Here is a 19,118-nt window from a genome sequence, read left to right as displayed (position 1 = left end):
CGCCAAACGGTCCCGGATGACGAAGGGCAGAAGCTTCGTCCAGCAGCTCGTGCTGGTGTTCTTCCTCGTGGTGCTGTGGGTGATGCTCTGGGACGCAGTGTCGCTGATGCACATCATCACCGGCGTCATCCTCGCCTTCGTCGTGACCCGGGTGTTCTACCTGCCCCCGGTGGTGCTCTCCGGCCGGTTCAACATCATCCACGCACTGAACTACGGTCTGTGGTTTCTGTACTCGCTCATCTACGCCTCCGTCGAGGTCGCCTGGTTCGCATTCCGTCGTCGCGCGGTGGGTGCCGGATCGGTGATCGCCTGTGATCTGCGCACGAGTTCGGACCTGCTGATGACGCTCGTGGCCGACACCGCGAGCCTCATCCCCGGGTCGATCATCATCGACAGTGACCGCGCGCAGGGCATCCTGTACCTCCACGTCCTCGACTGCGATTCCGAGGAGAAGATCCTGACGGCCAAACGGCAGGTCTACTACATCGAACGGCTGCTCATCCGGGCCGTCGGCTCCCATCGCGATCTCGCCGCTCTCAAGGTCGACCCCGACCCGGTGGCCGACGACGACGGAGGTGCGCGATGAGTCAGATCGTTCTCGACACCCTCGTCTTCGTGGCTTCGGTGCTGCTGGCTGCCTCGGCGATCATCGCCCTCTACCGCATCGTCCGCGGCCCCTCGATCCTTGATCGCATGATCGCCACCGACGTCGTGCTGGCCTCGATCATGTGCGGTCTGGGCGGGTTCATGGCCCTGTCCGGGCGCACGGATCTCCTGCCCGTGCTCATCGTGCTGGCGATGCTCGGATTCGTCGGATCCGTCAGCGTCTCCCGGTACGTGTCGAAGTCCGATTCCATGACTCCCGGCGCGGAGGTGGGCTCACTCAGTGACTTCTCCAGCTCCGACTGGCACATGCCCACGGAATCGACCGGCGAGGGGGATCGCCAGGGCGACGCGCAGAGCCGCCCACCGGCGGAGTCCGACAACGAGGATGCGTGGCCCGATGACGTGGCCCGCGGAATCTACGACAGCCCCGACGGCCCCGAAGCCATCACCGTTCAAGCAGACGAAGAGCCGGTCACTGTGGGCCTCGACCAAGGAACCGACCCCGGCACGGACGGCGAGGGCCTGGGCACCGGACCGGATTCGGGGCCGGATGACTCCGACGACGGTGCACGCACCGGGTCCGAGGCCGCCGACGATCACGCTGCCCGCGACCCCGACGAACACGCTGCCCGTGAAGCCGACGACGCTGCCCGCGACACCGACGACGGGGGAGGGGGACGCCGATGATCCTCGACATCATCTCTGCGGTGCTCATCCTCCTCGGCGGGGTGCTGTCCCTGGCTGCGGCAGTGGGTATGCTGCGTTTCGCCGATCTCCTCTCACGCATGCACGCGAGTGCGAAGCCCCAGGTGCTGGGGCTGATCGCGGTGGCCCTGGCGATTGCGCTTCAGTACCCGAACTGGGCGACTGTGACGACTCTGGCGATCATCATCTCCTTCCAGCTCGTGACGATTCCCGTGGCCACGCACATGGTGGGACGCGCCGGTTATCGCACCAAGCACCTGCGTCGTTCTATGCTGTACCGAGATGAACTCGCCGAGGCGGTCGATCGGGCAGAGGCCAGAGAAGTCGCGTGGGAACGCAGAAAAGGAATCGGAACGGACCACAATGACGGTTGACAATCAGCACGAACCCCAGCCCATGGTGCTGGTCGCCGATGACGAACCCGATGTCCTCGGCGCCGTCGTTCCCTTCCTCGAACGCTCCGGTTTCCGGGTGCTGGCCGCCAGCGACGGACTGCTGGCCCTCGACGAGATCCACCGGCACAATCCCGATGTGTGCGTCCTCGACGTGCTCATGCCCGGTGCCGACGGCCGACAGGTTCTGCGTCGGCTGCGTCAGGAGGAGAACTGGGTCCCGGTTCTGCTGCTGACCCAGGTCGGAGAGGCCGTCGAGCGGGCGATGGCACTCGAAGAGGGTGCCGACGACTACCTCAACAAACCCTTCGACCCGCATGAGCTCGTGGCACGCATCCGCGCAGTCCTGCGCCGGACCCACTCGGACGGGCCGCCCTTGGCGACGGCTCCCGTGCTGGTGTCGAGCTTCGGACTGCGCGTCGATCGTGTGGGCAGGCGCGCCTGGATGGGGGCCCGCGAACTGGTCATCACGCCCAAGGGCTTCACGCTGCTGGAATACCTCATGGTCCACCAGGACGAACTCATCGAACGTTCCCGTCTGCTCGAGATCCTGTGGGGATTCGAAGAGGCTGTGGGCACTCGCGCGGTTGACTCTCGAGTCGCCGAACTGCGCCGGGTCCTCGGCGAGGACGCCGCGGAACCCCGGTGGATCGCCACCGTGCAGGGGCGAGGCTACCGCTTCGTCGGTGAGGTCAGAGGCGAAGAGGGCCAGAGGACCCTATGACGAACTTCCTGGTCATCGAGGTCCAGATCTGGCTGTTCCTGCTTCTGCTGTTCCTCGTACTGGCAGGCTTGGCCATCGCCGCGTTCTTCATCTGGAGATACCTGCGACGGCGTGAGGCCGCGCTGCGGGAGTCGATCGAAACGGCGGCGAGCGAGGACTCCCTGGCCAAGCGCAACCGGATGCTGATCCGTCTGGACCACGAGCTGAAGAATCCGCTGACCGCGCTGCGCACCTCGGCGGCGAGCATCCGGGACGTCGTCCGTGAGGGCGGGACGATCACCGAGGTCGAATCCGGCGCCAAACAGGTCGACATCTCCTCCCGCCGAGTCGCACGCCTCCTGGCCGATCTGCGCAGACTCGCCGACGTCGAGACCCGCATCATCGACTACTCCCGAGTCGACCTCGATCGGCTCATCCACCAGGCCGTCGAGGACGCATCGACAGCACCGGGCGCTGAGGACCGGATGATCGTGGCCACCGTCGCCCGCGCCCCTTGGCGCCTGCCCGATGTCGCCGGTGAGGAGGATCTGCTGCTCACAGCGATCCTCAACCTGCTGGGCAACGCGCTGAAGTACTCCTCCCAGGCCGAAGTCGTCGAACTGCGTGCCAATGAGCAGATCATCGACAGCCATCGGTGGGTCGTCGTCGAGGTGGCCGACACGGGCAGCGGCATTCCGCTGACCGAACAGGAGCAGGTATGGGACGAACTCTCACGGGGGTCTCGCGTCCGCGCGGTGGCCGGTTCCGGCATGGGACTGTCCCTGGTCCGAGCGATCGTGACCCGTCACGGCGGCTCGGTGCAGCTGTTCAGCCAGGAGGGTGTGGGCACCTCGGTGCGCATGGTGCTGCCGGTCCTCGGCGACGCCGCACAGGTGACGGTGCCGCCGATGGCCGATCAGGTCGGGCAGGCCGCGGCAGGATCGCATCCGGTCCAACCCGTGCAGCTTCCCGACTCGGGGCAGACACCCGGCTTCCTACCTCCCCGGCAGCCCAATGAGGCCGAGCTTCAGGGACGCATCCTGGGCACTCCGCGGCGGACCTCGAAACGACGCCTCGAACGCGTCGATGGAGACCTGGTCAACCGTTCGACCGGGCAATCGGTCAGTGGTGGGTTCCCGCCGGACTCCGGACAGCACTCCCGGTTCAAGCCTGGCCCGGGCGTAGGCCGCGGACCAGCAGGCCCACAGTCTGGACCGCAGCCGGGCTCGCAGCCTGCCCCAGGCGCCGGTGATCCGCAGTCTGGACCGCAGCAACATTACGGCAGCCAGCCAGGCTCGCAGCAGCCCGACTCGGGACAGCAAGCTGATTCAGCACAGCAGCCGAGGACCGACCGGTGATGAGACACGCTGCGAAGGTGCGAACAGTCGCAGCAGGAGCGGCACTGCTCGGTCTCGTCCTCAGCGGTTGTTCGGCCCTGCAGATCCGCACCGCAGAACGGAACTCGGGACCGGTCCGTGTCGCCGTTCAGGAAAGTGCAGGCGAGAGCCCCACCACGGCACCACCTGAAGACGGAATCCCCGACGGGATGAAGGAAGTCTCGGTCAACCTCGGCGCCGAATGTCCGGTCGACGTCAGCCTTGCCATGGCAGACGGGTGGTCGCAGAGTTCGTCCACCGCCGAATTCCACTCGTTCTCGCGCGGAACCTCGGTCGCCGACAACGACGTCGTCCTCATCTCCTGCACTCAGGCCTACGATGAGTCGCCGCAATCGGTGGTCGAGGCGAAGAAGAAGTTCTCGTTCTCGAAGAAGGGCTCCTCGGTGGTCTCCGAGCGCACAGGGGGCCTCGCCGCCGGATACTACTGGTCGTTCCACGGTGTGCTCGGTCCGAGCGAGATCTTCGCGATCGACCAGAAGCCGACTCTCATGTACGGGGCCCGGATCGGGTACAGAGCCAATGGGCGTCTCGTTGAGATCGGTGTCGAGATGCGCGCTCTCGAATCGGACACGGCCGCCGCGAAGGAGTTTGAGAAGATGCTGCCGACGGTCACCATCGACGAAGCAGAGGTTCCCGCACCGAGATTCAAATAGACGGTGTCGGTCCGTGGCCCGTCGGCACAGGTCCTCGACAGATTCTGCGTCCCGATCCTCGGCGATGATCCTAGGATGGGACTATGACGACCAACGACGCTGTGACCACTCTCCTCGATGCGCGCCGCCTGCAGGGCCTCCTGACGAACCGGAGCGGTCGTGTGATCGCCCAGTACTCCTTCCTCAACTCCGACGGCAACAGCTACCTCACCCACCTTGCTGACATCGGCGGAGAGAGTCCTCGGCGCCTCACCCGTGGTGATCAATCCATCGGCCCGGCGACGATCGATGAGTCCGGAACGATCTACTTCGCGGCCAAACGCATCGGCGAAGACGGCAAGGACGCCCAGAGCCCGAGCCTGTGGGCGCTGCCGGAGACCGGGGAGGCGCGCAAGCTCGCCGATCACGACGGCGGCTACTCCCGGCTCGACGTAAAAGGTCAGACCCTGGTCGCGCAGCCCCCCGTCCACACCTGGGCTGCCGATGAGGACGAGCACCAGGAATACAGCCGGGAACGCAGAGAGTCCAAGGTCAGCGGCATCCTCCACTCCGGATTCCCCATCCGCCGCTGGGACCACGATTTGGGACCAGGGCGAGAGACCCTCGCGATCGCAGACCTGAACGCGGTTACCGCAGAGTTCGACGAGGCACCCGCCGCGGATGACGCACAAGGCGGCACCGGAGTCACCTTCCGCTACCTGTCACTGCCACCCGGACGACTTGTGGACTGGGCGGTTGACGATGAGGCCCGCTTTGTCCTCGTGCAGGTCGAGAAGCCGATCCCCGGTCAGCTCGAGGCCAGCGAGATCTGGCAGATTGACGTGCACAAGCATGGGGCACCGCGTCTCCTGATCGAGGCCGCTGTCGACCACGCCTACAGCATCGACGCCATCAGCCCCGACGGCACCCGCGCCCTTCTCACCCGGGAGCAGTTCTGGACGTCGACGACGAACCTGTCCGCGGCACTCACGGTCCTCGACCTCGCTACCGAGTCGCTGAGCCCGGTCTGGCCCGATGCCGATCACTGGTTCGACCCTGTCTGGGCCGACGATTCGACGATCGTGGCGACCGCTGACGATCACGGTCGGGGCAGTGTCTTCATCGGCGATGTCACCGACGAACAGCCTCGGCGACTGGTGGGCGGTCCCGGCCAGAAATATGCCTTTGCGGGGCTCCAGGTGCAGGGACTGCGGGTCGTGGCGACCGCCTCGGCGATCGACGTCGCACCCCTGCCCATCGCCATCGACCTGGTGTCCGGGCAGATCAGCGAGCTGGCCAATCCTGCCAGTGTCATCGACGGGACAGGCACCCTCGCCGAGGTGGCCGCCGAAGGTGATGACGGCACCGCGGTGCGTGCCTGGTTGGCTCTGCCCGATGGGGAGGGGCCGTTCCCCCTCGTCGTGCTTGCCCACGGTGGACCCTGGGGGTCCTGGAACTCCTGGACGTACCGGTGGAATCCGGGACCGTTCACCGCCGCCGGATACGCGGTGCTGCTGCCGGATCCGGCGATCTCCACCGGCTACGGCCAGGCGATGATCGATCGTGGCCAACAGGAGCTGGGCGGGGCGCCATTCACGGACATCCTCGCGCTCACGGATGCGGCGATCGAGCGACCCGACATCGACGCACAGCGCACGGCCCTGGCCGGCGGATCCTACGGCGGGTACATGGCGAACTGGGTGGCGGGACATACCAGTGAGCGCTTCGCGTGCATCGTCACGCACGCTTCCCTGTGGAACACGACGTCGATGGGCCGGACCACGGACAACGCCTCCTGGGACGTGGCCATGCGGACGCAGTCGTCGACCTACTCGCCGCACCTGTTCGCCGACCGGATCGAGGTGCCGATGCTCGTCATCCACGGCGACAAGGACTACCGGGTGCCCATCGGTCAGGGTCAGGAACTCTGGTACGACCTGCTCACCCGGTCCAAGACACCCCTGGATGCGGACGGACTGACCCAGCACCGCTTCCTGTACTTCCCCGACGAGGGCCACTGGATCACCGGTCGCGGCAACGCCGAAGTCTGGTACCGCACGGTCCTGGCCTTCCTCGACAAACATGTCCTCGACATCGACGCCCAACGTGCCCGCACTCTGGGGTGACGGCTCAACTGCAGCGATGACCTTGGAGAATACTCTGGTGAGCAACATGATGCCCGCAGACACGATCACCCACAACGCCGTCATCCTCGACGGCGATCCCACTGGGGTCGCCTCGGACGGGTCCATCTCGGACGGCCCTACTCCGGCCACCGGGGATGACTGGATCGCGTCGGCGGGGGGAACCGTCATCGCACGCGGACGTGGGATGGGCTGGAAGGACCTGAACACCTCGGCGACGGTGCAGATCATCGACGCCGAGGGAGCGTATCTGGCACCCGCCTACGTCGACATGCACTGCCATGGGGCCGGTGGCTCCAGCGCCGAGGACGGGGAACCCGGGCTCGCAGAGGTGCTGGCAGTCCACCGCCGGAACGGAACTCGGGCGCTCGCCCTGTCCTACGTCTCTGACACCGTCCCTGGCCTGTGCCGTTCCCTTGCTGCCGGGGCCAGGCTCTGTCGCGACAACCCCGCCGTATTGGGACTCCACGCCGAAGGGCCCTTCCTGTCCCCGGACTTCAAGGGCGCGCACGCACCCGAGGTGCTCACCGCACCCACACCCGAGGCCGTCGAATCGATCCTCGCCGCCGCCGACGGGGCGCTGGCCCAGATCACGATCGCCCCAGAACTGCCCGGTGCCATCGACGCGATCTCACGGTTCGCCTCGGCGGGGGTGAGCGTGGCTATCGGCCACACCGCTGCCGGGTATGAGGAGGCGGCGCGGGCCTTCGAGGCTGGGGCACGCATCCTCACCCACACGTTCAATGCGATGCCGGGCATCCACCACAGGGCACCCGGCCCGATCCTCGCCGCCGTCGATGCCGGACACGTCAGCCTCGAACTCATCAACGACGGAGTCCACGTGGCGGGGCCACCGGCACGGATGCTTGCGAAACTGGCCCCCGGCAGGATCGCTCTGATCACCGATGCCATGGCCGCGACGGGGATGGCCGACGGGGCCTACATGCTCGGTTCGCTGCCGGTGCAGGTCGAGGATTCGGTGGCACGACTGTTGGGCGAGGACGGGTCGACGGGGTCCATCGCCGGTTCGACCCTGACCATGGACGATGCGGTGATGAGGGCGGTCGCCGAGGTGGGGATGAGCCCGCTTGCAGCCGTCCAGGCCGCCAGCCTGGTGCCCCTGCGAGCACTCGGGCTCATCGCAGCAGACGAGCACTGTCTGCTGCGCGCCGGGATGCCCGCCGAGTACCTGCTGCTGAACGCGGACATGAGCATCCGGGCACAGAACATGGCACGATAGGACACATGGATGCCCTGCTCCTCATAGACACCGACGACGCCAGTTATATCTCCGACGAGAACGCCGAGATCTTAGTCGACATCGTCGGCCGCACTCGCACCGTCGGCGGTGTGCTCATCTTCGCCTCGACGAAGGACGAACTCGTCGATATCGACGATGAGGAACTGTCCATCTTCGTCCCCGACGAGGAAGATCTCGTGCTGCGCTCAGAGAAGCCCGATGTCTTCGACGGCATCCGCGACCTGGCTCCCGGCCTCCACGACATGGGCGTTGACCGCATCGTCATCGCCGGTGGGGACGTGACCACTGTTGCAGCCCTCGAGGACGCAGACGCTTCGGACGAGGCGGACAGCGCGGATGGTGCGGGTGCTGCTGATGGTGCAGGCACCCGGGAGAATGTGGGCGTCTCTGACGATGGAGACTCGGCTGGCGAAGCAGATCCTGCTGATGACGATGCGGGCGGCGAATTGCCAGGCTCGGTTCGTGCCTCGGCGATGGCCGCGCTGGTGTGCAACTTCGACGTCATCGTCCTCTCCGACGCGGTGATCGACCTCGAGGGCCAGCCCGTGACCTGGCTGGACGAGGCCGAGGCCGCCGGGGCCATGATCAAGAAGACCGCCGATACCTGGCTGAGGATGTAACCTCCCCATCGCTGTGGCGTCTGGGGCCCACTTGGTTCTACACTGAGTAGTAGTTTTGAGTCCTCTGAGGCTCAGCCATGATGTCATCCGTGTGAGAAGTCCCAGGAGAGGAGCGGCATGACCGGGTCGAACAAGTCTGTGCGTGCTCTCTTCGCCGCACTCATGACGACCCTGCTCGCCGTACTCATGCACGTCGGTGCCGGGGGTTCGATCTCTGTCGTCGGCATTGCGATCGTCTTCGTCTTCGCCCTGTGGGCCGCAATGATCCTCGCCGGTCGTCGGCTCGGCTATCTGGGACTGGGATCGCTGCTGGGCCTGGGACAGATCCTCATGCACCTGTCGATGGGCTGGTTCACTGCCGCACCTGCCTCCAGCGGTGCCTCGGCGACCGGAACCGCTATGGGCCACCACCACATGAATCATGGGGCCGGTGCCCTCGACCTGAGCCAGACCGGGTCGATGTCCCAGCCGATGTCGCACATGGCCGGTGACGGCTCGAGTGCGGGCCTGGCCATGGTGCTCGCCCACGTCGCCGCTGTTGTAGTCACCGCCGTCGTCCTCAAACGCGGCGAAGACATCATCCTGACCATCCTGCAGCTGGCTCTGGGACCGATCGCCACCGCGTTGCGGTCCCTCGCCGAGGCTGTCGGAGTCTTGGCCGAGTTCCCGGCCCGACTCGTCCACGGCGAATTTCATCTGCCGCAGGCGATCACCTCTGCCGTCGTCGGCCCGAACTACCGACGCGGTCCGCCCGCACTCGTCTGAGCTCAGAACTTCACCACCGGCGGATACTCCGCCGACCCACACATCATTGGTGACAGCCACACACTGTCGCAGACGAGCCGTCCCGTGTGCCCGATCGCGTCCATGCGACCGATCGCATCGGGCCGCGTCGGAACCAATCAGACCGCGTCCGATCGCGACTAAACGCGTCCGCGCCGACATTCGTCGAGACCTGTGCCCGGCTGCACCGACAAGCTGAAAGTGCAGACGAAATGCGAAAGAACACCACCTTGATGGCCACCCTGTCCGTTGCCGCCATGATCGGCCTCAGCGCCTGCGGCCAGAGCCAGGCCAGTGAACCGGAAGAAACGAGTAAGTCCCAGGTCAGCGTCGACTCACTGAGTCTCGACAACGCTTGGGTCAAGGCCGCCGACGACGGCATGACCGCTGTATTCGGCGAACTGAAGAACAACAGCGATGAGGACATCAACCTCGTCGAAGCGAAATACGATGACGCGGAGCAGGTCCAACTCCACGAGACTCTTGAGGACAACTCCGGAGGAATGTCGATGCAGGAGAAAAAGGGAGGCTTCACGGTTCCTGCGGGTGAGTCCCTGAGCCTCAAACCCGGTGGCGATCACATCATGGTCATGGGCCTGACGAAGCCGATCAAACCCGGTGAGGAGATCTCACTAGAGCTTGTCACCGCCGATCAGCAGAGTTTCCCGGTCACCGCCATCGCCAAGGACTATTCGGGTGCGCAGGAGGACTACGCCCCGGGCGAGGCCGACGACGAAGGCGACGGAGCCGACCACAAGGACATGGATCACGGGGACATGGACCATGACGAGATGGACCACGGGGAACACGGTGACCACTGAGTCTGAGCCCAGCGACTCCGCGCCCCGTCCCCACGGCTTCAGCCGCCGAGGCCTCATCGCATCGGCGGCTGCGGCCGGAGGGACGGGAGTCGTCGGAGCCGTCGCAGGATTCGGCATCGGGCGATCCCGTGTCACAGACCGTGCCGAGGCCGCGCCGTCCCGTGATCTCAGCGGGGCAAACGGTCCGCTCACCGAACCGTTCTACGGTCCTCACCAGTCTGGAGTCGAAACCCCTCCTCAGGCGCACGCGCACTTCCTGGCGCTGACGTTGAAGACCGGAATCAAGGCCGCCGAGGTGGTCCGCTGGCTGCGACTGCTCACCGCAGACGCGGCCGCCCTGACTCAGGGCAGCGGGCCGCTGGCTGACTCCGAACCCGAACTCGCCCACGACCCTGCGCGATTGACGGTCACGTTCGGATTCGGCCGCGGCCTCGTGAAGCTGGCAGGACAGAAACTTGTGCCGACGTGGTTGGGCCCGCTGGAGAAGTTCTCCATCGACGATCTCGATCCCGAGCGGTGCACCGGGGATCTGCTGCTGCAGATCTGCGGTGACGATCCGCTGACCTTGGCACATGCGAGACGGATGCTGTGGAAGGATTCCCGGAACTTCGCCGAGGTGGCCTGGCAGAGAGAGGGTTTCCGCCGGTCCTACGGCAGCCAGGGAGAGGGAAAGACCCAGCGGAACCTCTTCGGACAGTTGGACGGGACCGCCAATCCCGGTTCCGGATCCGAAGATTTCGCGCGCATCATCTGGGGACAGGGCACCGGTCGGACGGATGCGGTGTACTCCGCGCGCGGGGAACCGCCGGACAACCTCGGCGCGCATCTGCCTGACTGGATGCGCGGGGGAACGACCTTGGTGCTGCGTGACATCGCGATGAACCTCGACACCTGGGACAAGGCTGACCGGCCGGCACGTGAGTTCGCGACGGGACGGACCCTCGACCGGGGTGCGCCGCTGTCAGGAACAGACGAGTTTGATGTTCCCGACTTCGGTGCGGTCGACAGGCGGGGTCTGACGAAGATCTCGGCGGCCTCGCACGTGGCCAGGGCTCGTGATGGGCTGGGCCCGGAGGCGCAGATCCATCGGCGAACGTTCAACTACGAGACAGGTGCGGAGGAGGGCGCCGGGCTGCTGTTCGCCTCATTCCAGGCCGACATCGAACGGCAGTTTCTGCCGATCCAACGCCGGCTCGCCGAGGTGGATCTGCTCAATGAGTGGACCACGCCGATCGGGTCGACTGTGTGGGCGGTTCCGCCCGGTATCGAAGAAGGGGAGTACATCGGGCAGAGCCTCTTCGAGGGCTGAGGCCGACACTGCGCTGGCTGCGAGAGGATGAGGCGAGTGCCTTCTCAGGTGCGTCACTGGTTCAGAACAGTGGGCGGGGGAGTGCGTCCTCGAACTCGAGCAGCCAGTGCTTCGTGGCCAATCCTTCGCCACGACGACCGCCAGAGTAGCCGCCCAGCCCATCGCTGGCCACGACTCGATGGCAAGCGATGACCAGAGGAAGTGGATTCATGCCCATGATGCTGCCGATTGCCCGTGCAGGGATTCCAGTCCCGCTGCGCCGGGCAAGCTCGCCGTAGGTGACCGTGGTGCCCGGCTCGACCGTCTCGTCGAGAGTGGTGAGCACCGTCCGCGCGACCGCGGAGATCTGGCCCAGGTCTATGGGCAGGTCGAAGGTGCTGAGACTGCCGTCGAAGTAAGCGCGAAGCTGGCTCAGTGCTTCGGCGAGGAGAGGATCACGGTGGTCAGAGCCGGGGCCAGCAGTGTGCAGGCTGGTGCCGTCAGGCTGACCGGATTCTGTGTCCGTCTCTCGCCATTCGACGTGGGTGATGGACTGGCCGTTGCTGGTAATGGTGATCGGGCCGACGGGAGTAGAGATCGTGGCCCGAGCGGAGTCGGCTTCGGCGTGCGCGTAGTGGACCTCATTCGAACTCATCGCCATGCCTCTCCTGTGTTCCTACGGTTCCCCTTATGCAAAGTTAGCGCATACCAGCGGCCGAACTATGCGAAAGACCCTCCGGCTCGTGAACGTGAGCAGAAGGGTCATTCGCATTATTCAGGAGTTCAAGATTGATCCCCCTGGAAGAAGATCATTTCTCTTCGTCGGTGATTTCACCTTCGTAGGCGTCAGGGTTGGCCTTGAGCCATTCGGCAATGGCAGCTTCTCCATCATCCTTGTGTTCGTTGACGACGAGATCCTCGAGGTCACCATACTGCTTGTCATCGAGCTTGATGTTGCCGATGTAGTCAGCGGCCTCGGGGAAATCCTCTGCGAACGACTTGGTGCCGGTGAAGTGCAGCTTCTCAGCCTCACCCATCGCGCCCTTCGGATCTTCGAGGTCCTTGACCGGGTAGGCATTATTTGCCCAGAACGGACGCCACAGGGTGACGACGATGTCCTCTTCGGCGTCGGTGGCATTGCCGAGCTCGGTGAGCATGGCTGCGGTCGACGAAGTGACGAGCTCGTACTCCTTGTCCAAGCCGTACTCGGGGATCATCTTCTTCGTGGCAGCGGTCAGACCGGCACCGGGCTCAATGCCGATGATCTTTCCGTCGAAGTCCTTGCCCTTGCCCTTGAGGTCTTCGATCGAATTGATGTCCTTCATGTACTTCGGCACAGCAATGGTGAGCACTGCGTTGTCGTAGTACGCGCCGATATCGGAGAGATCGTCGCCGTATTTGTCGATGTACTGCTTGTGTGTGACCTCAGGCCAGGAAGAGGGGTACATGTCGACGTCGCCGTTGGCGATGCCGGCGTAGAGGACAGCAGCGTCGCTGAAGGTCTCGGTCTCAACGTTGTAGCCGAGCTTTCCGAGTTGATCTTCGAGCAGCAGCGAGACGCTCTGACCGTCGGTCCAACCGGTGACATAGCCGAGCTTGATGTCTCCCTTGTCACCGCCTCCGCCGTCGTCCTTGGCAGCTTCCTGCGAGCAGCCCGTCAGGGCCAGACCGAGAGCCGCGACTCCAGCGATGAATGTGGTGAGAAATCTATTCTTCATTGCATATTCCTTTTCTCTTGTGTTCGACAACTTTTGTCTATGAAGGTGAGGGGATGGTCAGGCCTGTGCTGCAGTGGCCTTCTTCTTGGCGCTGCGACCGCGGAATGTGGCGATCAGCGAGTTCGGAAAGTCCTTTGCAGTTCCCAACGCAGCTGTCACTCTGTCCAGGTAGACGGCAATGATGACCACGCCGAGTCCGGATTCGACGCCGAGGGGCAGGTTCTGGCTGGCGACAGCCTCGACGACGTTCTTGCCCAAGCCATCGGCTCCGACGAAGCCGGCGATGACGGCCATGGCCAGGGCGAGCATGATGACCTGGTTGATGCCGGCCATGATTGTGGGCGTGGCGAGGGGCAATTGGACGCCCCTGAGGATCTGCCCGGGTGTTGCACCGAAGGACTGTCCGGCTTCGACCGTCTCCGAGTCGACTCCGCGAATACCGAGTTCCGTGAATCGCACGCCTGGAGGGAGAGCGAAGATGACCGTTGATACGAGGCCGGGCACCACACCGATGCTGAAGAAGGTGACCGCGGGAATGAGGTAGACGAATGCCGGCATGGTCTGCATGAAGTCGAGCACCGGCCGGATCAGGGCAGAAGCCGTATCGTTCCTGGCCGCCAGGATACCGACCGGGATCGCGATGATGACTGCGATGATCGCTGCGATGATGACCAGTGCCAGAGTCTGCATTGAAGGCACCCACTGATCCATCGTCACGATGAAGAACAAGGTGATGAATGTACCCAGCGCCATCTGCCACGACCGCAGGACCCAGCCGATGAGTGCAAGCAGAACCATGATGACGAGTGGATGGAGATCGACCAGCACATTGGTGAGCGTGTCGATGAGGAAGGTAAAGAGGAAGGTGATGAAGTCAAAGAACCAGGCGACGTTGTCTTTCAGCCAGTCGAAGACGGTGTCGACCCAGATTCCTACTGGGATTCTGATGTTCTCCATTAGAGTTCACCCTTCCCTCTTGCTGCTCCGGCTTCTGACGCATCATCGGTTTCGGCGAGGACCTGATCGATGAGTCCTGTGTCCACCGGCGCAGTCCACTCGAGGCTGGTGTCATCGTGGGCCTGCTCTTCGTCCCCGTTCTGGTTGCCCAGTGCGGCGAGCAAGGTGGCGCGAGGCACGACTCCGACGAGGTGTCCTTCGTCGTTCGTCACTGGCACCGGAAGAGGTGATTCCGAGGACGGTAGGAACAGCTCGATGAGCAGGTCCTCCGGCGATGCCGGTGTCGCCAACGGTTTGATGATCTCGTCCAGTGTGTTCGCACCTCGGCGGAGGTGGTCGATGCAATCGCGATCGCTGACGACGCCGAGGAATTTGCGGTGACGGTCGGTGACATAGATTGCCGAAGCGTTGCTCTCTCGCATGTTTCGCAGTGCAACTCGCGGCCCGTTCTGATTGGTCACGACTTGTCGTGCCTTCTCCATCACGTTGCTCGCTGTCAGGACACGGGCACGATCGACGTCGTGGACGAACTGTGCCACGTAGTCATTTGCGGGATCGGTGAGGATCTCCTCTGGGGACCCGACTTGGACGATGCGTCCGTTTCGCATGACCGCGATCCGATCGCCGAGGAACATCGCCTCGTTGAGATCGTGTGTGATGAAGATGATGGTCTTCTTGAGTTCGCGCTGCAGTTCAACGAGCTGTTCCTGCATTTCGCGTCGGATCAGTGGATCCAGTGCGGAAAACGCCTCGTCCATCAGCAGGATGTCGGTTTCGGCTGCGAGAGCTCGTGCCAGACCCACACGCTGCTGCATGCCGCCGGAGAGCTGTTCGGGGTATTTGTCTCCCCAGCCTTCGAGCCCGACATCCTTGAGCCAGCGGTCTGCGACTCTGTCTCGCTCGGCTTTCTCTGCCCCCCGGATTTCAAGTGCGTAGGAGGCGTTGTCGCGAACCGTCCGGTGCGGGAGCAGCGCGAAGTGCTGGAAGACCATTGAGATGTGCTCGCTGCGCACCTTGCGCAAAGCTGCCGCATCAATCTTGGCGATGTCTGTGCCCAGGATCTCGACTGATCCTGTGGTCGGAGCCCACAGCCCGTTGAGTGTACGGATCAGCGTCGACTTGCCCGAGCCGGAGAGGCCCATGACAACGAAGATCTCCCCTGCCTCGACTTCAAAGCTGGCATCGATGACTGCGGCTGTTCCGAGCTTTGTGAGTTCATCGCGATCGGCACCTTCTTCGAGGCGTTTGACCACTTCCTTCTGGCGCTTGCCGAAGACTTTGTAAACGTTTGACGCTTTGACAACGCTCACGTGATTCCTCCTTACATTCTTGACTCTCCGCAAGAACGCGAGGCTTCACCCCCGCCTTGCGATGCGGTGGTGGTCGATCCGACCTGGGCCGATCGCTCACTCGCCTCACCGCACACGGATATCTCATTTCCTATTGTAGTTTTTTTCAGGATTCTCGGCAGTAGTTTTGTCTATAGAACGCGGTTTTGCGGACTTGACGACCCGCCTGACCTGGGGCGATATAGATCTATGCGTTACTTGATTGTTACAAACCGCTCTTGACGCATATAGATATGTCCTTATCCGATTTGTTACATAATGTGGTTTGTTGATGCGGATCGAGGCTTTGCGTCCGCTGAAAAAGCCCTCAACAGGGCGCAGTGCCAGGGAAGGATCAGGAGCTCAGCGACTGAGACTCAGAAAGCGGTATCCAGGAATCCGAGGATCTCGGGGTTGACCACCTCGGCGAATTCCTCGAAGAAACCATGCCGACCACCAGGGCAGATGAGGATCCGGGAGTTCGCTATGCGCTCATGCAACAGCTGAGCATTGTCGACGGGATTCATGAGATCGTCATCGCCGTGGACGATGAGCGTCGGCACAGTGATCTCCGGCAGACGCTCCCACGCATTGTGATGAGCGCTGATGCGCAGATGAGCCGCTGATTCCTGAGCGGTCATCGTGTCGTCGCCGAGCAGTTTGCTGTACCGCGGAGCCACGGTCCAGTTCGGGGTATAGAAGAGTGAGAACAGATACTGGGTATGTTCGCGTCCGCGTAGCCGCGCCAGGGACTGCCCCACCTCGCGGGGGCGTTTGACCGAATTCGGACCCCCGGGGGTCGTGCATCCCAGCACCAGTGCGCCGACACGATCGGGGAAATCCAGCGCCAGCATCTGAGCGATACGCCCGCCCATCGATGTCCCGTAGACGGCAGCGCGCGCAATGCCGAGATGATCGAGAACCTCGGCGGCATCAGCGGCGAAGCTCGCGGTCGAGAGCTCGGTCAGTTCGCCACGGCTGCCGCCGGTGCCGCGGTAGTCGAAGGTGACGGTGCGAAACTGCGGTTCGAAGTCCGCGCGCAGCTCATCCCACCAGCGATGGGAGTTCGACTGCCCCTGGAGGAGAAGCAGAGCCGGCGCCTCAGGCGGCCCGCTGACCTGGACCTCGAGTGGAAAACCGTCGCGAGCGGTGATGGTGCGCTGATCCCTGGTCTCCACGTGGTGTTCCTCTTCACTGGTGCGGGGCCCCAGCGCCTAGGCTTGGGCCATGAAGCAATTGCCGTTCCTCAATGATGCCGCAGACCACCGGGCAGCTGTCGACACGTCCGCGCCGGCAACGACGCAGGCGGCTGCGACACCGACGCCTGCGAATCCGCGGCGACCGGCCATTATCGTCCCTGTTCAGGCCACTGCGCCCGAGGAGATCGCCCGGCAGTGCGGGGCCATCGCCGATGCCGGTGTCGTCGACGTCATCGAATGGCGCATCGATCCCGTGATCGCCGGTATCGCGAGCGTTCGCAATACGGAACCCCGGGACCTCGCCGAGGCTGTCCTGAACCTGGCACCACATGTGACCACAGCAGGACTTCCGGTCCTCATCACGCTGCGGACAGGGTTCGAAGGCGGGCAGGCCGAGGTGGGCGAAGACGTCTACACAGAGATTCTGAGGACAGTCATCACCGGGCTGGCCGGAGAGCTCGGAGCATCAGGACCGGCGAAGCGGAGTGCGGGAGTCACGTGGGCACTTGATGTCGAGATCGAACGCAGTGGTGCGACAGAGCTGATCGAGGCGGCGCAAGATCGAGGGATCTCAGTGGTTGCCTCGCACCACAATTTCGCCGGAACGGATTCGGCGGAAGCGATGGGCGCCACGTTCACCGCGATGGCTGATGCCGGGGCGGATGTGGCGAAGATTGCGATGATGCCCACGAGCGGTGCCGATGTCGCAGAGCTGCTGGGGGCCACGGCGCGAGCAGAAGAGACTCTGGGGATACCGGTGCTCGGGATCTCGATGGGGCAGCTGGGCCGAGCCAGTCGGATCATGGGCGCTGATTTCGGAAGCTGCGCAACGTTTGCACAGCTGGGGGAGTCGTCGGCGCCCGGCCAGATCGCAGTGGCGGATCTGGCCGGGGTGATCGACGAACTCTACGGCTGACGCGTCAGCGGGACCGAGCGATCAGTCGACGCCCTCTTCGATCTGCTTGCGGAACTTCTTGGGCAGAGCGTCGTCGCCGAAGCTGTTGCGCACGGTGCTGGCGGCGACGCGCTGCACGACGAGCTGCGCCACTGCGACGCCGACGCCGGAGACGATGGTCCAGGCCAGCGCCTCGGACATCGAGATCTCGTCATCGACTGGGTTGTTCGGTGCGGGACGCTTGGTCGACTTCTCCCAAGCGAAGGTCAACGCCTTGCGAGCCGCGAATGCTGCCACGATGGGCGCTCCGACGCCGATGACCTGCCATGCGAGCTTTCCCATGCTCGTGTCCTTTCGTTAGACGTTGTGCCTGCGGCGATGATGCGCCGCGCAGATGTCGCTGGGGTGCGAATCCGTACGTGACCACACTAGCGCAGGAGAGCCATTCATACGCAGGAGGCAGAACTTCATACTTTCGAGGGATGTGGCGCGCGAATGCGAGCGATAGATTGAAGCTTCAGCGCACGAAAGGAGCTGGAATGCTCAGCAGATGGAAAGTCGCGGTCATCACCGGGCTGTTCGCCTTCGGCGCGCTGAGTTTCGTTCTGGGCCTCTTCCCGCTGCTCGCCGACATCTTCTGGATCCTGTGGTTCGCCGGCTGCGGAGCCTGCATCCTCGCGCTGGTCCTGACGGTGATCGTGCCGTCTCCTCGGTCCGCAGCGAACCGGTATACACCGAGGTCTTCGGCAGCGGATTCGGCCGACGGCGTCAGCCAGCCATGATCAGCCTCTGAAGCTCCGCTGTCAGCTCCTCGTCTCGCGGGATGGGGTTCCCGTCCAGCTGATTGAGTGACACGGCCGTGCGCATCGACGACACATACCAAGCGCCATCGGCCTCGACCACCTCGCTCAGGCCGAAGTCCGCATATTCGGCATTGAGCCCGAGCTCTCCCGCATGGTCGAAGATCAGGCGCTGGGTCGTGCCCGAGAGCAGACCTGCTTCCGGATTCGGCGTGAGGAGGCGGTCGCCTCGGCGAATGATGAGGTTCGACGTCGGCCCTTCGAGGACGATGCCGTCATGGGAGACGAAGAGGGCCTCGTCTGCGCCCTGCTCGGCCGCATACCTGCCTGCGGCCTGATTGACCGCATACGACAGGGTCTTGGCTCCGATGAGCAGCCAGGGTGCCTTGGTGCCGAGGTAGGCGTCGTAGCCGCGGTCGAGGCTGACGGCGGAGATCCCCTCTGCCCGAGCGTGCGTGATCTTCTCATCGACGGGCACGTTGAATGCCCATCCGCGCGGACTCTGACTGCCGTCTGGGTTCTGCGTTCCGCGCGACAGTGCGTAGCGGACCCCGAACTCGGTGAGGTTCGGATCGGCCGCGCGCACCTCGGTGATCACGGTATCGAGTCCGCGATCCCATAGCTGAGGTTCCGGTTCGGGCAGGCCCAGCGCCGAGGCGGAGGCGCAGAACCGTTCGAAATGACGGTCGTGAGACACCACGGTCACCTCGTCGCCGATGCGTACGAGGACGGTTTCGAAGATGCCGTCTCCGCGGTGGGCCGACAGATCCGTGACGGGAAGTTGGGGTGCGCCGAGATCGGCCACCTCGACAGTGGATGCGGCAGGGTCGATGAGGACAAGAGCATCGGTCATAACGACAGTCTAGGTT

At 64.0% G+C, this 19,118-nt stretch carries 21 protein-coding genes; 14 read left to right on the top strand and 7 right to left on the bottom strand.

What is annotated here, in order from left to right:
* Positions 1-16 precede the first annotated feature (16 nt).
* The 12 genes from CXR25_RS17550 (at position 17) to CXR25_RS17495 (ending at position 11,373) form a co-directional block, all read left to right on the top strand.
* Positions 17-586 carry a Na+/H+ antiporter subunit E gene (locus CXR25_RS17550; protein WP_241212351.1) on the top strand — a complete coding sequence of 190 codons (570 nt, stop codon included), beginning with the start codon at positions 17-19 and terminating at the stop codon, positions 584-586.
* Positions 583-1,293 (top strand): MrpF/PhaF family protein, encoded by a 711-nt coding sequence (locus CXR25_RS17545; RefSeq protein ID WP_069601074.1) that lies wholly within the window; start codon positions 583-585, stop codon positions 1,291-1,293. Before CXR25_RS17550 ends, CXR25_RS17545 begins: the two co-directional genes overlap by 4 nt.
* Positions 1,290-1,685: a monovalent cation/H(+) antiporter subunit G gene (mnhG, locus tag CXR25_RS17540; RefSeq protein ID WP_009882262.1), complete on the top strand. Its 396-nt coding sequence runs from the start codon at positions 1,290-1,292 to the stop codon at positions 1,683-1,685. Before CXR25_RS17545 ends, mnhG begins: the two co-directional genes overlap by 4 nt.
* Positions 1,675-2,427: a response regulator transcription factor gene (locus tag CXR25_RS17535; protein ID WP_009882263.1), complete on the top strand. Its 753-nt coding sequence runs from the start codon at positions 1,675-1,677 to the stop codon at positions 2,425-2,427. The genes mnhG and CXR25_RS17535 overlap by 11 nt, the downstream gene beginning before the upstream one ends.
* Complete coding sequence (locus tag CXR25_RS17530) at positions 2,424-3,764, top strand: ATP-binding protein (protein ID WP_009882264.1); 1,341 nt, start codon at positions 2,424-2,426, stop codon at positions 3,762-3,764. Before CXR25_RS17535 ends, CXR25_RS17530 begins: the two co-directional genes overlap by 4 nt.
* Positions 3,764-4,456 carry a hypothetical protein gene (locus CXR25_RS17525; protein WP_009882265.1) on the top strand — a complete coding sequence of 231 codons (693 nt, stop codon included), beginning with the start codon at positions 3,764-3,766 and terminating at the stop codon, positions 4,454-4,456. Before CXR25_RS17530 ends, CXR25_RS17525 begins: the two co-directional genes overlap by 1 nt.
* Positions 4,457-4,539: 83 nt before the next feature.
* Complete coding sequence (locus CXR25_RS17520) at positions 4,540-6,561, top strand: S9 family peptidase (protein ID WP_069601072.1); 2,022 nt, start codon at positions 4,540-4,542, stop codon at positions 6,559-6,561.
* 16 nt (positions 6,562-6,577) lie between these two features.
* On the top strand, positions 6,578-7,819 hold the full coding sequence (locus CXR25_RS17515; RefSeq protein WP_240513647.1) for an N-acetylglucosamine-6-phosphate deacetylase: 1,242 nt from the start codon (positions 6,578-6,580) through the stop codon (positions 7,817-7,819).
* Positions 7,820-7,824: 5 nt separating this feature from the next.
* Positions 7,825-8,460, top strand: coding sequence for a hypothetical protein (locus tag CXR25_RS17510; protein WP_125240817.1), 636 nt, complete (start codon positions 7,825-7,827; stop codon positions 8,458-8,460).
* A gap of 117 nt (positions 8,461-8,577) precedes the next feature.
* Entirely contained in the window at positions 8,578-9,225 is a 648-nt protein-coding gene (locus CXR25_RS17505) for a hypothetical protein (RefSeq protein ID WP_009882271.1), read from the top strand.
* Between the two features lie 230 nt (positions 9,226-9,455).
* Positions 9,456-10,064: a copper chaperone PCu(A)C gene (locus CXR25_RS17500; protein WP_009882272.1), complete on the top strand. Its 609-nt coding sequence runs from the start codon at positions 9,456-9,458 to the stop codon at positions 10,062-10,064.
* A complete protein-coding gene (locus tag CXR25_RS17495; RefSeq protein WP_206430639.1) occupies positions 10,054-11,373 on the top strand; it encodes a Dyp-type peroxidase in 1,320 nt (439 codons plus the stop codon). The genes CXR25_RS17500 and CXR25_RS17495 overlap by 11 nt, the downstream gene beginning before the upstream one ends.
* Positions 11,374-11,434: 61 nt before the next feature.
* On the opposite strand, the gene CXR25_RS17490 is transcribed toward CXR25_RS17495, so the two are convergent.
* The 5 genes from CXR25_RS17490 to CXR25_RS17470 all read right to left on the bottom strand — a co-directional run bounded on the left by CXR25_RS17490 (position 11,435) and on the right by CXR25_RS17470 (position 16,533).
* On the bottom strand, positions 11,435-12,007 hold the full coding sequence (locus CXR25_RS17490; protein WP_226829650.1) for a methylated-DNA--[protein]-cysteine S-methyltransferase: 573 nt from the start codon (positions 12,005-12,007) through the stop codon (positions 11,435-11,437).
* 154 nt (positions 12,008-12,161) lie between these two features.
* Complete coding sequence (locus CXR25_RS17485; RefSeq protein ID WP_101638897.1) at positions 12,162-13,070, bottom strand: glycine betaine ABC transporter substrate-binding protein; 909 nt, start codon at positions 13,068-13,070, stop codon at positions 12,162-12,164.
* A gap of 57 nt (positions 13,071-13,127) precedes the next feature.
* Positions 13,128-14,027: an ABC transporter permease gene (locus tag CXR25_RS17480; RefSeq protein WP_096157718.1), complete on the bottom strand. Its 900-nt coding sequence runs from the start codon at positions 14,025-14,027 to the stop codon at positions 13,128-13,130.
* The gene (locus CXR25_RS17475; protein ID WP_096157717.1) at positions 14,027-15,337 is read right to left on the bottom strand and encodes a quaternary amine ABC transporter ATP-binding protein; all 1,311 of its coding nucleotides are present in this window, start codon (positions 15,335-15,337) and stop codon (positions 14,027-14,029) included. Before CXR25_RS17475 ends, CXR25_RS17480 begins: the two co-directional genes overlap by 1 nt.
* A 395-nt stretch (positions 15,338-15,732) precedes the next feature.
* Positions 15,733-16,533 carry an alpha/beta fold hydrolase gene (locus CXR25_RS17470; protein WP_096157716.1) on the bottom strand — a complete coding sequence of 267 codons (801 nt, stop codon included), beginning with the start codon at positions 16,531-16,533 and terminating at the stop codon, positions 15,733-15,735.
* A 49-nt stretch (positions 16,534-16,582) separates the two neighbouring features.
* Here CXR25_RS17470 and CXR25_RS17465 point away from each other — a divergent pair, with 49 nt between their 5' ends.
* Positions 16,583-17,470 carry a type I 3-dehydroquinate dehydratase gene (locus CXR25_RS17465; protein ID WP_226830090.1) on the top strand — a complete coding sequence of 296 codons (888 nt, stop codon included), beginning with the start codon at positions 16,583-16,585 and terminating at the stop codon, positions 17,468-17,470.
* 21 nt (positions 17,471-17,491) lie between these two features.
* Here CXR25_RS17465 and CXR25_RS17460 read toward each other — a convergent pair whose 3' ends face one another.
* Complete coding sequence (locus CXR25_RS17460) at positions 17,492-17,791, bottom strand: DUF4235 domain-containing protein (RefSeq protein WP_009882283.1); 300 nt, start codon at positions 17,789-17,791, stop codon at positions 17,492-17,494.
* Between the two features lie 197 nt (positions 17,792-17,988).
* Between CXR25_RS17460 and CXR25_RS17455 the strand changes: the two genes are divergently transcribed.
* Positions 17,989-18,231, top strand: coding sequence for a hypothetical protein (locus tag CXR25_RS17455; protein WP_009882285.1), 243 nt, complete (start codon positions 17,989-17,991; stop codon positions 18,229-18,231).
* On the opposite strand, the gene CXR25_RS17450 is transcribed toward CXR25_RS17455, so the two are convergent.
* Positions 18,218-19,102, bottom strand: coding sequence for an aminotransferase class IV (locus CXR25_RS17450; protein ID WP_009882287.1), 885 nt, complete (start codon positions 19,100-19,102; stop codon positions 18,218-18,220). The two genes, CXR25_RS17455 and CXR25_RS17450, sit on opposite strands and share 14 nt — an antisense overlap.
* Between the last annotated feature and the right edge of the window lie 16 nt (positions 19,103-19,118).

Origin of the sequence: Brevibacterium aurantiacum, from assembly GCF_003932995.1 — a bacterium.
Classification (GTDB): domain Bacteria; phylum Actinomycetota; class Actinomycetes; order Actinomycetales; family Brevibacteriaceae; genus Brevibacterium; species Brevibacterium aurantiacum.
This window is presented reverse-complemented; position numbering and strand designations above follow the sequence as displayed.

Excerpts from the sequence above, each read along its gene's own strand:
- mnhG (WP_009882262.1), top strand. The coding sequence starts at position 1,290 with ATGATCCTCGACATCATCTCTGCGGTGCTCATCCTCCTCGGCGGGGTG.
- CXR25_RS17485 (WP_101638897.1), bottom strand. The coding sequence starts at position 13,070 with ATGAAGAATAGATTTCTCACCACATTCATCGCTGGAGTCGCGGCTCTC.
- CXR25_RS17545 (WP_069601074.1), top strand. The coding sequence starts at position 583 with ATGAGTCAGATCGTTCTCGACACCCTCGTCTTCGTGGCTTCGGTGCTG.
- CXR25_RS17455 (WP_009882285.1), top strand. The coding sequence starts at position 17,989 with ATGCTCAGCAGATGGAAAGTCGCGGTCATCACCGGGCTGTTCGCCTTC.
- CXR25_RS17480 (WP_096157718.1), bottom strand. The coding sequence starts at position 14,027 with ATGGAGAACATCAGAATCCCAGTAGGAATCTGGGTCGACACCGTCTTC.
- CXR25_RS17505 (WP_009882271.1), top strand. The coding sequence starts at position 8,578 with ATGACCGGGTCGAACAAGTCTGTGCGTGCTCTCTTCGCCGCACTCATG.
- CXR25_RS17490 (WP_226829650.1), bottom strand. The coding sequence starts at position 12,007 with ATGAGTTCGAATGAGGTCCACTACGCGCACGCCGAAGCCGACTCCGCT.
- CXR25_RS17550 (WP_241212351.1), top strand. The coding sequence starts at position 17 with ATGACGAAGGGCAGAAGCTTCGTCCAGCAGCTCGTGCTGGTGTTCTTC.
- CXR25_RS17465 (WP_226830090.1), top strand. The coding sequence starts at position 16,583 with ATGAAGCAATTGCCGTTCCTCAATGATGCCGCAGACCACCGGGCAGCT.
- CXR25_RS17500 (WP_009882272.1), top strand. The coding sequence starts at position 9,456 with ATGCGAAAGAACACCACCTTGATGGCCACCCTGTCCGTTGCCGCCATG.
- CXR25_RS17460 (WP_009882283.1), bottom strand. The coding sequence starts at position 17,791 with ATGGGAAAGCTCGCATGGCAGGTCATCGGCGTCGGAGCGCCCATCGTG.
- CXR25_RS17535 (WP_009882263.1), top strand. The coding sequence starts at position 1,675 with ATGACGGTTGACAATCAGCACGAACCCCAGCCCATGGTGCTGGTCGCC.
- CXR25_RS17450 (WP_009882287.1), bottom strand. The coding sequence starts at position 19,102 with ATGACCGATGCTCTTGTCCTCATCGACCCTGCCGCATCCACTGTCGAG.
- CXR25_RS17515 (WP_240513647.1), top strand. The coding sequence starts at position 6,578 with ATGACCTTGGAGAATACTCTGGTGAGCAACATGATGCCCGCAGACACG.
- CXR25_RS17525 (WP_009882265.1), top strand. The coding sequence starts at position 3,764 with ATGAGACACGCTGCGAAGGTGCGAACAGTCGCAGCAGGAGCGGCACTG.
- CXR25_RS17520 (WP_069601072.1), top strand. The coding sequence starts at position 4,540 with ATGACGACCAACGACGCTGTGACCACTCTCCTCGATGCGCGCCGCCTG.
- CXR25_RS17510 (WP_125240817.1), top strand. The coding sequence starts at position 7,825 with ATGGATGCCCTGCTCCTCATAGACACCGACGACGCCAGTTATATCTCC.
- CXR25_RS17530 (WP_009882264.1), top strand. The coding sequence starts at position 2,424 with ATGACGAACTTCCTGGTCATCGAGGTCCAGATCTGGCTGTTCCTGCTT.